Origin of the sequence: Paenibacillus sp. S-38 (assembly GCF_049942825.1) — a bacterium.
Classification (GTDB): domain Bacteria; phylum Bacillota; class Bacilli; order Paenibacillales; family NBRC-103111; genus Paenibacillus_G.
This window is the reverse complement of the sequence record NZ_CP187970.1, coordinates 3764472-3778373: the sequence shown is the minus strand read 5'-3', so window position 1 is coordinate 3778373 and position 13902 is coordinate 3764472. Positions and strand designations below refer to the sequence as shown.

The 13902-nt window shown below is 55.7% G+C and carries 11 protein-coding genes; 4 read left to right on the top strand and 7 right to left on the bottom strand.

Features of this window, described 5'->3' with window-relative positions; genetic code table 11:
* Window positions 1–87: 87 nt before the first annotated feature.
* From ACP26L_RS17445 to ACP26L_RS17420, 6 genes are all read right to left on the bottom strand, one after another.
* Entirely contained in the window at window positions 88–252 is a 165-nt protein-coding gene (locus ACP26L_RS17445) for a hypothetical protein (RefSeq protein ID WP_426454420.1), read from the bottom strand.
* Between the two features lie 187 nt (window positions 253–439).
* On the bottom strand, window positions 440–1279 hold the full coding sequence (locus ACP26L_RS17440) for a hypothetical protein (protein ID WP_426454418.1): 840 nt from the start codon (window positions 1277–1279) through the stop codon (window positions 440–442).
* A 451-nt stretch (window positions 1280–1730) separates the two neighbouring features.
* Window positions 1731–2408, bottom strand: a complete 678-nt coding sequence (locus ACP26L_RS17435; RefSeq protein ID WP_426454416.1) for an SOS response-associated peptidase — start codon at window positions 2406–2408, stop codon at window positions 1731–1733.
* 79 nt (window positions 2409–2487) lie between these two features.
* On the bottom strand, window positions 2488–5601 hold the full coding sequence (locus ACP26L_RS17430) for a glycoside hydrolase family 2 TIM barrel-domain containing protein (protein WP_426454414.1): 3114 nt from the start codon (window positions 5599–5601) through the stop codon (window positions 2488–2490).
* Window positions 5602–5724: 123 nt separating this feature from the next.
* A complete protein-coding gene (gene rpiA, locus ACP26L_RS17425) occupies window positions 5725–6396 on the bottom strand; it encodes a ribose-5-phosphate isomerase RpiA (protein ID WP_426454412.1) in 672 nt (223 codons plus the stop codon).
* A 192-nt stretch (window positions 6397–6588) separates the two neighbouring features.
* Window positions 6589–7278 carry a metal-dependent hydrolase gene (locus tag ACP26L_RS17420; protein ID WP_426454410.1) on the bottom strand — a complete coding sequence of 230 codons (690 nt, stop codon included), beginning with the start codon at window positions 7276–7278 and terminating at the stop codon, window positions 6589–6591.
* Window positions 7279–7624: 346 nt separating this feature from the next.
* On the opposite strand from ACP26L_RS17420, the gene ACP26L_RS17415 reads away from it, so the two are divergent.
* Together ACP26L_RS17415 and ACP26L_RS17410 are read left to right on the top strand one after the other, a co-directional pair.
* The gene (locus tag ACP26L_RS17415; RefSeq protein ID WP_426454409.1) at window positions 7625–9259 is read left to right on the top strand and encodes a glycosyltransferase; all 1635 of its coding nucleotides are present in this window, start codon (window positions 7625–7627) and stop codon (window positions 9257–9259) included.
* 149 nt (window positions 9260–9408) lie between these two features.
* Window positions 9409–11034: a glycosyltransferase gene (locus tag ACP26L_RS17410; protein WP_426454407.1), complete on the top strand. Its 1626-nt coding sequence runs from the start codon at window positions 9409–9411 to the stop codon at window positions 11032–11034.
* Between the two features lie 18 nt (window positions 11035–11052).
* Here the strand turns inward: ACP26L_RS17410 and ACP26L_RS17405 are convergent, their stop codons facing one another.
* Entirely contained in the window at window positions 11053–11862 is an 810-nt protein-coding gene (locus ACP26L_RS17405; protein WP_426454405.1) for a WcbI family polysaccharide biosynthesis putative acetyltransferase, read from the bottom strand.
* Window positions 11863–12116: 254 nt separating this feature from the next.
* On the opposite strand from ACP26L_RS17405, the gene ACP26L_RS17400 reads away from it, so the two are divergent.
* Complete coding sequence (locus ACP26L_RS17400) at window positions 12117–12743, top strand: acetyltransferase (protein ID WP_426454403.1); 627 nt, start codon at window positions 12117–12119, stop codon at window positions 12741–12743.
* Window positions 12744–12760: 17 nt separating this feature from the next.
* Entirely contained in the window at window positions 12761–13885 is a 1125-nt protein-coding gene (locus ACP26L_RS17395; RefSeq protein WP_426454402.1) for a DegT/DnrJ/EryC1/StrS family aminotransferase, read from the top strand.
* The last annotated feature ends 17 nt before the right edge of the window (window positions 13886–13902 follow it).

The following is a 13902-nucleotide window of genomic DNA, read 5'->3' as shown; positions in this document are numbered from 1 at the left end:
ACTTCACCCGGCCGCTCTCTTCCTTCCGACCGAAGCGGGTCCCGAGATCGATCTCATACCCGTAGGCGAAGGCCGCCACAGCAGAAGTTATTTTTTGATCTCCTCATAGATCTTCTTCAAATACGATGTAATCGTAATCAAGCTCATCAGAATGAAGCCGAGCATAATGAAAGTAACCGGCTCACCGGTGTAGATCGAGGCCGCAGCCAGCACGAACGCGAATATCACGTACCCTATATTTTGAATAACCATCGAATCCCTCCCCGCAGCCGTCATCTCAACCCGTCGTACAGCCGCATCTTATTCTATCTCTCTATGATACCAGAAATGGTTATTTGTGTTAAATACTACTCTGCTATAGGACATCCACGGCAAAAAGGGACAGCGCCACTGCCCCTATCTTTCATTCCATGCCTAAGTTTCCATCCTTCGCCATATCCTACTTGTACGCATTCGTCAAATATACCTTGGAGAACGGCCCCAGATCGTCGAACAAGGCGTCGACGAAAGCCGCCGGATCGATCAGCATCGTACCGCCCCCGAGATCCCGGTAGCCTTCGAAGCTCCAGCACCAAGGCGCATTGGCGGCATCGGCGCGGCCCGTGTCGCCCTTGAATGTCCCGTAGCTTGCCCACAGGTTCAGCGTCATGTTATTGCGCAGAGTCCAGATTGAGCTCTCCATCGGGATCAGGCCGAAGCTCATCCGCTTCGACTCTACGAAGTCGCTCATGTAGTTATCCCAATTGGCCGTGCCGGAGGCATTCATGTTGATCGACGAGCTGCCGGTGCCGCCCCAGTGGAAAATAAAACCCGTATCGCCCTCTGCCCCGGCGCTGTTGTACGCCTTAAGCGCGTGGCCGAAATCGTCTTCCGAATCCGTCAGCGGCGCGTCGTTCTGCGCGCTGTAGACACGGATATGCGTCCCTGTCGTATTCGCCTCCGTCGTGAATGTGCTGTCGTAGTAGACGGAGCTCATCCCCGGCTTGTACTGGATGGCCGTATTCACCGGCGCGAACATCCCGAGCTTGGCATGGCGCGGCATCAGGGCCAGCTCCAGCTCACCGAACGGCTGGGTGACTGTTGTGCCGTCCTTGCGCTTCACACCCGGCTTGCGCACTACAATCATGATGCCCTCCATATCATTCTCATGATCTCCGAAGGAGGTCTGCGGATCGTGGGTCGCATAGAAGAAATTGTATCCGATAAATCGGCTGCCGCAGGCGCTGACCCGGCCTCCACGTACGCTGTATCTCTGCCAGCAGAGAGTACGGCACAGCATGCTCCCAACAGGGCAGCCGCCAGCAGCAGGCCCTGGCGCAGCCGTAGATCCCGCCCTGCGGCGCTAGCCAACAAGCGGAGTGCTGCATGCCGGAATCGGGCGGTCAGCCGCACAGATTGCGATTCCCCGGTTGGAGCCGGCTCCCTCTCTCCATCCCGGTCCCCGCTTGCCGCTGCAGCCTTGATGCCCATCTCCCCCCTGCTCTCCATGCGCCTCTCCTCCGTTCTTCACTCCCCCTCCCGACGATTCAGAGAAAAAGGGCCCGATTATGCGCCACCTCACATAGTGCCATTCCACTATTCGAAGAATATTAACGAGGTGTAACGGTTTGATGAAGAAGAGTCATAGAAAAAAAAAGCGATACCCTGCGGGGTATCGCTTCCCTTCCTTGCCTTCCTTGCCTTTCTTGCCTTCCTTGAATCAGCCTATTATTTCAAGCTATCGTTTGAGCCTATCGCTTCATCCAGGCCATCCGTCCCGCGGCCGGCTCGATATCCTCGGCCCCCAGCTCCCCGTGCCCGGCTACCTCCGGGGAAACAGCATAAGCACGCATCCGCTCCGGCGAGTAGGGCTGCAGCAGGCTCTGCAGGAAATCCGTCTGCCCGTTGCGCAGCGGATCCAGCCAGTCATCCATCGCCGCATCGTCCAGGATGACTGGCATGCGCTCGTCGTACTCGAATACGAGCCGGTTGGCGCGGGTCATCATCACGGTGCAGGTGCGGTACTCCTTGCCGCGCGTGTCCTTCCAGATCTCGTACAGCCCCGCCATGCCGAACAGACCGCCGTCCTTCAACACCACGCGCAGGGGCTCGCGCTTCTTCTTCACCGTTTTCCAGACATAGAAGCCGTTGGAAGGAATAATGCAGCGCTGCTGCGCGAACAGCTTGCGGTAGGCCGGCTTCTCGTGAACGGCCGAGCTGTCCGCGTTCACCGCATCCTTGCCCCAGAACGGAACGAGCCCCCAGCGGTGTTCCTCCAGCATCCGTTCGCCCTTATGGGGCACGATGACGGAGACGGGCTGGGTCGGCGCGATGTTGTAGCGCGGGGTGTAGGAGAAGCGGACCTGACGGATGCCAAACCGCTCCGACACCTCCTGCAGCGGAGAGGAAAGACTGAATCGTTCGCACATGAAGAAGCACCTCACTTGTTTTACTTCCAGTATCTTCATGTGCGAAGATTTTATGCGCCCAAGTTTACGAGCACCGGCTTTAGAGCTGTGTTCCCTTCAAGCTGAAGCGGTAAGCGTACGTCCGGTTCGCGAACAGCGTGTACTCCGGATGGGTCTTGGCTCCCCAGCTGTCGTCGCCGCCTACACCCATCTGCCTGTAGTTGATGCGCAGCACGGTTTTGCCGCTCTGCGGCAGCTTGTAGACATGGTCGTGCTCCTCCAGCTCAGCCGGGGTGTAAGGCAGGGCGTTCAGCTCGAACTCCGGCGCGCCGGTAATGCGCAGACCGACGCCGGCGGCGTTCGTGACCGTCGCGTAGCGGACGCCAGTCTTGTTGCCGCACTCCTGCGGACGCAGGTACGGCACGAACTGGTCGGCTACGCGGCCCTGATACAGACCGATGCGCGCGCCGCTGCTGCGGTCCCAGTAGTTCTCGTGCGGGCCGCGGCCGTACCAGGACAGCTCGTCGAAGCTGCCGTCCAGGACAAGCATCGTCCCGATCTCCGGAATCTCCGGCAGCCCCTCTCCCGGTGCAAGCTCCAGGCCGACTTCCACCTCGCCGTCCGGCTTCACCTTATAGAGCACAGTGCAGGCCGTTCCTTCTCCTGCAGGAAGAGCGTACTCCGCCCGGATCACGGCGCTTGCGCCATGCAGCTCCGCAGCAAGACCCCTCAGCGTCCGCTCGGCACCGGCCGTGCGCCATACGGCGCTGCGCTCCTGCAGCTTGTTGCCCTTGTCATTGTCCGTGTAAGCGCGCCAGAAGTTCGGCGCGAGGCCTTCCTGCAGCAGCTCCGTCTCCTGATAGCGGTAGGACACCAGGCTTCCCGTCCGCTTGTCGAAGGCCGCCCGGAAGCCGCTGCCGGACACCGCAATCTCCTCGCCGGTCTCGTCGAGTGCCAGAGGCGCCGGCTTGTCGTCCGTCTTCGCAGAGGCACTGGCCGCTACCGGAAGCAGGAACTGGCCGAAGGCCACCTCATGACCGGCCTCCGCCCACTTCGTCGACTCGCGAAGCACCAGCGAGAGGTTGAGCAGGTACTCTTCTCCGCGTGCCGCTTCCTTCGGCAGCTCGAGGGGCACCGTCAGCTCGGCCGCTTCCAGCGGAGCCAGCTGCAGGGAGAGCTCCCCTTCCTGGACCGTCCGGCCGTTCTTCTGCACTTGGTACACGCAGCGGAACTCACCGAGATCCGTGAACAGGAACGCATTGTGCACCTTCACGCGGCCTTCCTGCAGGTTCACTGACTCGAAGCGCACGTTCTGGTAGCACGCCTTGACCTCATGGATTTTCGGAGATACGGTCCGGTCGGCGAAGATCAGGCCGTTACCGCAGAAGTTGCCGTCATGCAGCGGCTCACCGAAGTCCCCACCGTAAGCGAAGTACTCCGTGCCGTCCGCAGTCTTCGTCCGGATCGACTGGTCGATCCAGTCCCAGATGAACCCGCCCTGAAGCACGGGATATTTGTCGGTAAGGTCCGTGTACTTCTTCAGGTTGCCGCAGGAGTTGCCCATGGCATGGCTGTATTCGCACAGGATGAACGGCTTCTTCGGCCACTGCAGCGCATACTCCTCGACCCGGTCCGGCTTCGTGTACATGTGGCTTTCCATATCGGAAGCCGCTTCCGATGCCCGCCAGTGGAAGACGCCTTCGTAGTGCACGAGCCGCGAAGGATCCGCTTTCTTCAGGAAGTCGTGCATCCGGATGAAGTTATCTCCGCCGAACGATTCGTTCCCGAGCGACCAGATGATGACCGCCGGGTGGTTCTTGTCCCGCTGGAGCATGGAATTCGCCCGGTCGAGCACGGCACCGGTCCACTCCGGCTTGCTGCCGGGCACGGTATCCCCTTCCGTCGTCTGCCCGTATTCCCACGAGCCGTGGGTCTCCAGGTTCGTCTCGTCAATGACGTACAGGCCGTACTCGTCGCAGAGGTCGTACCACAGCGGGTGGTTCGGATAGTGCGAGGTCCGTACCGCATTGATGTTGTGCCGCTTCATGAGCAGGATATCCGCCAGCATGTCCTCTGCCGTTACGGAGCGCCCGCGGTCGCAGGAGAATTCATGACGGTTTACGCCCTTGAACACGATGCGCTTGCCGTTGATCTTCATCAGGCCGTCCTCGATCTCGAACTTGCGGAAGCCGACTCGGCACGAAACCGTCTCGAGCAGACCGCCGTTGTCACCGCGCAGGCTCAGGACCAGCGTGTACAGGTTCGGCTGCTCCGCGCTCCAGAGCAGCGGGGCGTTCACCTCGCCGGTGAGCTGCAGCGGCTTGGACGCCGAGCCGTCCACCGCATCCTGCCACCGGATCGGCTCGTTCCACAGCGGCTGCTGCGACGCGTCGTACAGCTGGGCTTCCAGGACCGCTTGGCCTTGATAGGCCGCGGCATAATTCACCAGCTCCGCGTCGATGACAAGCCGGGCGGATCCGTAACCGTCTTCCAGCTCCGGACGGGCGAAGAAGTCATAGATATGCACCGCAGGCGTCGAATACAGGTACACATCGCGGAAAATCCCGCTCATCCGCCAGAAATCCTGGTCCTCAAGCCAGCTTGCGTCGCACCAGCGGTACACCTCAACCGCCAGCCGGTTCTCACCCGGGATGAGGTAAGGCGTCACATCGAACTCCGCCGGAGTGAAGGTATCCTCGCTGTACCCGACGAGATCCCCGTTCACCCAGACGTAGAACGCCGACTCGACCCCTTGGAAGCTGAGGTACACCGGCTCGCCCTTCCACTCCTCCGGCACCTCGAAGGAACGCACGTACGAACCGACCGGATTGTATTTCGTCGGGGCGAACGGCGCTTTAAGCTCCTCCGTCTTCTCCCATGGGTAGCGGATGTTCGTGTACTGCGGGTAGTCATAGCCCTGCAGCTGCCAATGGGACGGCACCGGAATCGTGTCCCAGCCGCTGACGTCGTAAGCCGCACGATAGAAATCCTGAATCCGCTTCTCCGGATTTTCGGCGAAGCTGAATTTCCACTCTCCATTCAGGGACCGGTATCTTCTCGCTTCCGTCTTCCGGCCGGCCAGCGCTTCCTCCACCGTATCGAAAGGCATCAGGGAAGCATGCGCTTTCATCCGGTTGACCTCATATACATCAGGATTGTTGTTCCACTCCGGGTAGCCGTTCGCCGGCGGGGTATAATCCAATTTTTTTAACAAGCTCGACACCTCACAGTAATGGCATGAAAGGGGACTTTCTATTGTTAATCCCTTATGCCACCTATTGTATAAGATAAGTCCTTGGAAGGAAATGAGAAGATATGAACCCCGATAGGAAAATATTCATATGTAGTCCTGAATGGTTACCCTGCCGCCTGCACAGCCGGTAACCACCGTATGCGCCATCCGGACGAACAATCCGTTCTCCACAACGCCGGGGATCAGATTCAGACGGCGTTCGAGCTCCGCCGCGTCCGCAATGACGCCGAACCTGCAGTCGGCGATGAGATTGCCGTTATCCGTCCGGAAAAGCTCGCCGTCCTTCTCACGCAGCACCGGCTCCGTCCCAAGCTCCTTCAGACTGCGAAGCGTCAGATTCTCGGCGAACGGCACAATCTCAACCGGCAGCGGAAAAGCCCCCAGCCGCTCCACCCGCTTCGACTCGTCGACGATGACAATCATCCGGCGGCTGTGGTGTGCGAGGATTTTCTCACGGAGGAGCGCGCCCCCGCCACCTTTGATCAGATTGGCCTCGCCGTCTGCTTCGTCGGCTCCGTCGATCGTCACATCAATCGCCTCGATCTCGCTGAAGGACACCAGGGGGATGCCCCACTCCCGCGCCAGCTCCTCGGAATGGCGCGATGAAGCTACCGCGCGGAGCTTTAGCCCTTCCTTCACCCGCTCCGCGATCCGCCGGATGGCAAAATACGCCGTCGAGCCGGTTCCGAGCCCGACGATCATCCCGTCTTTGATATATTCCACAGCCTTCTCTGCCGCCGCCTGTTTGAGGTTCATGTCTTTATTTCCTCCTGTAGGATGTAATAGGATTAAGACGCAGCTCGAACTCGATCTCATGCCGGATAGGTATTCCTTCCTCGCTCAGCTTGCATCCACCTAGTCCAATATTTTTGTATTTACTTCGAGGTGCTGGGAAAGAGTTCCTTCTATAGAAAATTCTTATTTTTGTAAATCGCCGGCGCAGACTGTCTATGGCCTGAAGTAATACTGACTGTCGACGGTCAGATCCGTACCCCAATAAGGGGAATGACCGGTGATTGAGGCGTCTTTCGTTCTAACCATGAACTCCCACTGCCTGTTATTCGGATACGTCAGCAGCAAGTTCATTTCTTCACGCTGGTACTGCCGAAACAAAGCATGTTCGAGTTGAATTTTGGAATAGGACAAGAACCCCAGGTACAGAGCCGCAGCAAGGATTCCCGCAGGCAGCAGCCGCCTGCTGCTGGGACGGAGCACCGCAGGAATCAAGGCGATCAACAGCAGTACAAGTACAATGATTTCGCCGCTTCCGTCCACGAGACTGAACTCATACTCTTGTTCGATGATCGGGTACAGCAGAGCGGCGCCGTTGCCGATCCAGTCGATAAAGAGATGACTGCTTACGCCCAGCGAGAAGACCAACCAGGATTTCTTAAACGAGGCACCTTGGATGAAAGCGGAACAGACCAGGGCCGGAAGGAGTCCGAATACAGGTACAGCCAGGACCGAGTGACCCAGAATATCCCCAAAAAACTTGGTGCCATCCGGTGATAGTCCTGCGATTCCGCCCAATACAACCAGCTTGAAACGGTCCGTTAACGACGCATGGGGTCTGCTGCACATCCAATACACGAGAGCGGCACCCGCAATCCAATGCAGAAAGGCATGAAGTCCGGTCATCGTAAGCTCACTCCTCGGTCTGTCAGCTTGGTACGGGGTACACGATCGGGTACAAGGGTGCCTTCCCTAAGCTCGAACGTGCCCCCGGAACGGCGCTCCGTCTCTTTACGCCTCTCGCAGCCGTACAGGTCTTTTCCTTTGAACCTATTTTTGTTCACTGATATCACGGGCTGCCTCCTCTCTACAAATACTGTAAGCCGCCAAAGCGAAAATCACAACGAAGACGCCCTGCCAAGACTCATCTGCCCTTTCATTCTTCCCCTGTAGATCCGCCCGAACGGATGCATATCTCCTTCAATAAAATAGGATATTGATAGCATTCATTAGGAAAAGGATGTGACCTCACTTGGCCGCTCCACGTATATTTTGGCTATGCTCCCACGAAACATTGCGATATGAGGAAATCCCTCTATTCCTTGAGGCCGGTGCAGAAATCATCCCCAGCCTCGGGGACGCTGCCTTACTTCGATTCGATTCCCATTATGACAACGAGAGCCATCTGTTATATCCCCACTGGCGCAAGCACTGCACCATTCCGACCCCCGTGCTTGAGGAGATGCGGCATATTGATATCATTGGCAAACGCGGAAAGCTCAACCGAACAGAGGCAGAACTGTTCAATCGCTGGATCGATGTCATGTATATTGCAAGCTTTCCCGATATCGTCAACAACGTGATGGATTGGTTCCGGGGTTATCCGTTGTTTCGCGTATTCGGACATGGCGATTTCACCAACTATTCCCGGGTCATGGATTTCTACAAATTGGATAAGAACAAGTTCCATCAGCACAGCAAATATATTTGGTCCCCCATCCTAGCCAGCCTCGATCTGCCCGAGGATCCGCGAATTGTCAAGAATAAGCTGTACCTGAATGCGTTTGTTTCTCCGGAGCGGCTGGGCTCACAGTGGATCGGCAGGAGATCCCAGCCTTATATCAGCACAACGATCTCTTACATGGATGGGAACCATCCGGCCCGGGATATCTATGATCAATTCTCCAGGCATTTTAAGGATATTCCGTCTCTCGTCTTGGGGAAAAACGCCAAAAGCGCCTTGACCGGCGCCAATGATAACATAGCAGGCTATACGGATACGATCACATTCCACAGCAAAATTGCCTGCAGCCGCATGTTCATTTACCTTGGCTTTCATTCGAACTTCCATCTGCATTTTACTCCGATTGAAGCCATCAGCATGGGTGTACCGGTGCTGTTTCTGGAGCGCTCGGGTCTTGCTCAAGAGGCAAGAGATCATGGGATCAGCAATGCAGCGCTGCGCTCCATCGGTATGTACCGGGATGTTCATGAGCTGTCTCAAGCGGTTAAGGAAGCCTTCCATAACTTCGACTTTCTCGAAAACCTGACGTTAAACCAAAGCATTATTTTCGGGCGGGTGTTCAGCCGCACGAGAGCTCTGGCAGCGGCACGGTCTTTAGTCAACCGGGTTCAAGAGTATGTCGTTCAAAACCGTAAGGAACCCTATAAGGAGCCTGCCCTGATGAATGTCTCGCCCGGCACGTTGTTCAGAAAACCAACGATCAACCGGGATCTGCCCAAGGAACAGGGACAGATGGCCCGCTTCAGCCTGGAAACGATCCGCTCCCTGACCGGCAGACCGGTATACAGTGATAACGGGGATTTCATTGCTCGCCTCGCGGTGCCTGGTGTCGATTCGCCCGGTATGCTTCTGGCCGAATATATCGGATTCATGAAGCCGGGATTGTATGCCGTGTCCATGTATGTAAAGGCCTTCCAGCCCTCATCTCAGTCAGTAGGTTCATTCTCCATGGGCACGTGGATTCCTAACTTCGTACTGTATGCTACCCATCATATTGGATCCATTGGAGCAGGAGAGAACCTGATTACATTAATGGTCAACGTTTCGCCGGAAACCGCAGCAGCTACGAAGGAGCTTCGCTTCCACTGGGACGGCACCCACCCCATCGAAATCTCGCATTTATTTATACAAAAGCTTTCATAACTTTACCATTGCCTCGGCGCTATCTTAGACCGGGGCTTTTCGTACGTTCCACCCCAACCCGTGCAAACCGCCCGAACCATTCGTCCCACCAGCCAATATGATGTGAATAAGCCATACAGTTGAAGTCCATAGGAAGCGGGTGAGGAAGCATGCGGACACCAAGAATATACTGGATCTGCTCCCACGAAACGCTGCGTTATGAAGAGGTGCCTCTCCTGATCGAAGCCGGGGCTGAGGTCATCCCCTGTCTTGGCGATCCAACACTCGTCAAGTTTGACCAAAATTATGACAACGAAACGCACAAATACTACCCTCATTGGAGGAAGTATTGTACACTGCCCACCTATATTGCAGAGGAAATCAGGCGAATCGACATCATTGGCAAGCGGGGCAAGGTGACCTCCCGCGAGGCTGCGCTGATCAATCAGCATATCGACGTTCTCTATATCGCCAGTTTTCCGGATCTGGTCGCTAATGCCCTCGATTGGTTCAACGGTTATGTTATCTTTCGCGTATTCGGTCATGGCGATTTCAGCTCTTATACCAAGGCGATGGAGTTTCTGCGCATCGATAAAGCCAAGTTCGCCGCATCCAAAAAATATATCTGGTCCCCGATCCTGTACAGCTTGGATGAGCCCGAGGCCCCTGAGCTGGTCCGAAATAAGCTCTACCTGAACGCCTTCGTCTCGGAGGAACGGCTTGGATTCCGCTGGAGGGCCGGAAAGTCGGAGCCCTACCTGAGCACGGCCATCTCTTACCTGGATGGTGCCCATCCCGCACAGGATGTCTATTCCGAATTTGCATCCCGTTTTGAAGCGCTGCCGTATATTGTACTCGGCAAAAATCATACGAAGGGACAAACCGGCGGGCAGGTATCCGGGTATTTGGATTCCACCTCTTTTTATTCCAAAATCGCCTCCTCGCGAATGTTCATTTACATCGGATTTCATTCGTTCTATCACCTTCACTTCACACCGCTCGAAGCAATGTGTATGGGAGTTCCGGTATTGTTCTTGTATAGGTCCGGACTGACGAAGGAAGCCTTGGATCACAGCGTCAGCCTGGATCTCCTGAGAGAAACAGGGATGTGCGCCACGGTTCAGGAGCTTCAGCTTCGAGCCTCGGAGCTGTTCCACGATCTGGAGGCACTGGAAGACTTATCGCGAAGGCAGTATGCGCTGTTCCGTAAGGTATTCAGCCGGGCCTATGCGCTGGGGCAGCTAAAACGCTTTTACCGGCAAATCCAGAACGAATTACCTGAGAGAAGCGCCCCCTCCCCCCAGGCTCATCTTGTCCATGAGGAGATGAAGCCTCTCTATCGGAAACCGAGTATCAAAACAGATCTTCCCACCCATGCCGGACAATTCGCCGCCTTCAGTCTGGAGTCCGTTGGAGCGCTTACAGGCACCCCGGTTTATCATGATAACGAGACCTTTGCCTGCCGAAAAGCAGAGGCGGGGCGTGATGCCCCGGGCCTGCTCATTGCAGAATATATCCAATCCATGGTCACCGGCGTCTATGCTTTCTCGATCATCATTACCGCTTCGGAACGGTCTGACCGGCCGGTAGGAAGCTTCTCTATGGGCACCTGGGTGCCCGATTTCACACTGTACGCCATTCATCCTATCGAAGCGTTGGAACCGGGCGAACACTTAGTTACCCTTCATATTCATATTGATGACGATACCGCTCATGCCTTAAAAGAGCTCAGGTTTCAATGGGAGGGCCAAGCCTCTATCGAAGTCTCCGAGCTCTACGTCGAGAAGCTGACCTGATTTTGCGGGGAGCAGGGTTTACCTCTTTGTTTTGACATAATCAATATAGTAAGACATGTATTCCCCGAAGCAGACAGGATAACCATTCATAAACAGCTGATAGTCACTCGGGTTCTGGAACTGGATGTTCAAATGTTTCAGTACACTCGGGTAAATGGGATGCGTCTGGTCGCTTGCATAAGACTCGGAAACAATCGGGGCTATTTCGAGCGGCGATATTTCCAGCTGCTGAAGGACTTTCTGTGCCACGTACCAAGTCAAATAATATCTTGGATGATTATACGTATAGAACAGCCTTTCGACCCGAAACATCTTCTCAATATAATCGGCCACCTGGATATCTACGCCCGCTTCACGGCGCCTAAGCTCATACAGGGTGTTGGCCAGATTTGAATTCAGGAAGTCCGCGGAATAATAATTCTCGTCAGCCAGGATGGCCTGAATCTCCTGCTTGCTCGTTCCCCTCTCGAGTAATCTCGCGACATTGATATCCCCATAGGTAAAGCCGTCCGGATCCACAACAAACTGGGGAAAATAGCCGGTAAAATAGCAGTAGGTAAAACTGATCTTAATGCATTTTCGGGGCAGCAGGCTGAGCAGATAGTCCGTGGACAGCTTTTCGCCGAACTTGGTGCCCACCTTCTGGTAGATAAACAAATCACAATCGGTGAAATAGCTGTTGGGAAGACCACGCAGCCTGTCTGCATGATGAACCTGCGGAATCTCAAAGATCGTAAAGTGAGATAAAAACGTAGGAGATGACTTTAAATAATTTTGCAGGGGTGTGGTCTGACAATTCCCGTAAACGATACATTTTCTCTTCTTCATGGAGTCTTCCTCCTTCCCTATCAAACAGCGAAACTACTGCATTAAAAGAATATGCTGCTATGCAAGATTTGGAGACGGCGTTCGAATGAATATTGGCAGTTGACCAACCGCTCCTATCCGCCTAATTTCGGGAGGCTGGTTACCTGTTTATACCAACGTTCGTACCGGAACATACAATGAGATAGTCCTATTCAGATCCAGAGCACGGGTGAAAGGAGTGAAGCGCTCTGCTGAAAGCAAACCGAACGAAAGTCGTGGTTCTAGGTGCAGGCGGCCACGCCAAAGTGGTCATTGACATCCTGCGGGCGGATCCAAGAGTCGAACTCGTCGGCTGTATTGACAGGGACACCTCCCTCCGCCACGCTGCAGGCCTGCCGGTCCTCGGGGACGATTCTGTCCTTGCCGGCCTCTATGCTCAAGGCATCCGGCACGCTTTTGTCGCCATCGGCAGCAACCGCGTTCGGCAGCGGCTTGGCGAACAGCTCGAATCCCTCGGATTCCGGCTGGTTAACGCCATAAGCCCTTTCTCCTGGATCTCCGACTCCGCTCAATTGGAGGATGGCATTGCCGTCATGCCCGGCGCTGTCGTTAATGCGGAAGCGAAGATCGGCCGGCTGTCTATTATCAACACCGGCGCAACCGTCGATCATGAATGCAGCATCGGGGAAGCGTGTCATATTGCTCCAGGCAGTACCCTGTCGGGCAATGTTACGGTAGGCAGCGGTACCTTCCTTGGCACGGGCACACGCGTAATCGATGGCATGGAGATCGGACCTTGGGCCATGGTCGGTGCCGGTTCGGTCGTTATTCGATCCCTGCCGGGCCACTGTACCGCAGTGGGCGTGCCCTGCCGTGTCATTAAGCTGCGAACGGACGACTAGTATCGACTTGGGAGGTCATGTTGGTGGCAGGTAACTTTTACCCTATTGCTCTTCCCATCCTGAACGGGAATGAGAAGAAATACGTGATGGATTGTGTGGATACAACCTGGATCTCCTCCAATGGAGCCTATATCGAACGATTCGAGCACCTCTTTGCAGCATTCTGTCAAACCAAACATGCGATCGCCGTCAGCAACGGAACGACCGCCCTTCACTTGACCCTACTTGCGCATGGAGTCGGTCCCGGCGATGAAATCATCGTGCCGACGTTTACCTTTGTCGCGACAGCCAATGCCGTCGCTTACTGCGGAGCCACGCCGGTCTTCGTGGATTCGGAGCCCGAGACCTGGAACATCGATCCGCATGCGATAGAATCCAAGATTACGCCAAGAACCAAAGGCATTATTCCTGTACACTTGTACGGGCATCCGGCGGATATGGACCCGATTCTGGATATCGCTCAAAAGCACGGTCTCTTCGTCATCGAAGATGCGGCCGAGGCCCTTGGGGCCAAGTACAAGGGCCGTATGGTCGGATCCATCGCCCACAGCGCCACTTTCAGCTTATTCGGCAATAAGATTATCACCACCGGGGAGGGCGGCGTCGTTACCACGAACGATGATCAGTTCGCCGCCAAGATCAGACAGCTGAAGGGCCAAGGGATCGACCCCCAGCGCAAATACTGGTTCCCTGTCATTGGCTACAATTACCGGATGACGAATATTCAAGCGGCCATCGGATGCGGACAGATGGAGAATATCGATTGGCACATCGAACGCAGACTGAGTGCGGCCTCCGAGTATGTCAAGCATCTGGAAGGAGTCGCCTCCGTTCTACTCCCTACTGAGAAGGAATGGGCCAAGAATGTATTCTGGATGTACAGCGTAGTGCTCAAGGACGGCACGGAGCAGCAGCGTGATGAGGTCATGCGCCGGATGAGGGAAAGGGGCATCGAAACCAGACCCTTCTTCTACCCCATGCACATCCTCCCCCCTTACAAGCATCTGCAGCCGCCGGATGAATTCCCCGTCGCGAGCCGGATCGCGGCGACCGGCTTGAATGTTCCCTCCCATGGTGCGCTGCAAACCGGGGATATTGCATACATTTGCGAACAGCTCAAGGACATCCTTGCCGGCTTATAGCCTGACTTTCCCACTAT

Bases quoted from the DNA above. Each gene is read 5' to 3' on its own strand.
- rpiA (WP_426454412.1), bottom strand. From the start codon at position 6,396: ATGAACCTCAAACAGGCGGCGGCAGAGAAGGCTGTGGAATATATCAAA.
- ACP26L_RS17435 (WP_426454416.1), bottom strand. From the start codon at position 2,408: ATGTGCGAACGATTCAGTCTTTCCTCTCCGCTGCAGGAGGTGTCGGAG.
- ACP26L_RS17445 (WP_426454420.1), bottom strand. From the start codon at position 252: ATGGTTATTCAAAATATAGGGTACGTGATATTCGCGTTCGTGCTGGCT.
- ACP26L_RS17440 (WP_426454418.1), bottom strand. From the start codon at position 1,279: ATGCTGTGCCGTACTCTCTGCTGGCAGAGATACAGCGTACGTGGAGGC.
- ACP26L_RS17420 (WP_426454410.1), bottom strand. From the start codon at position 7,278: ATGACCGGACTTCATGCCTTTCTGCATTGGATTGCGGGTGCCGCTCTC.
- ACP26L_RS17410 (WP_426454407.1), top strand. From the start codon at position 9,409: ATGCGGACACCAAGAATATACTGGATCTGCTCCCACGAAACGCTGCGT.
- ACP26L_RS17395 (WP_426454402.1), top strand. From the start codon at position 12,761: ATGTTGGTGGCAGGTAACTTTTACCCTATTGCTCTTCCCATCCTGAAC.
- ACP26L_RS17405 (WP_426454405.1), bottom strand. From the start codon at position 11,862: ATGAAGAAGAGAAAATGTATCGTTTACGGGAATTGTCAGACCACACCC.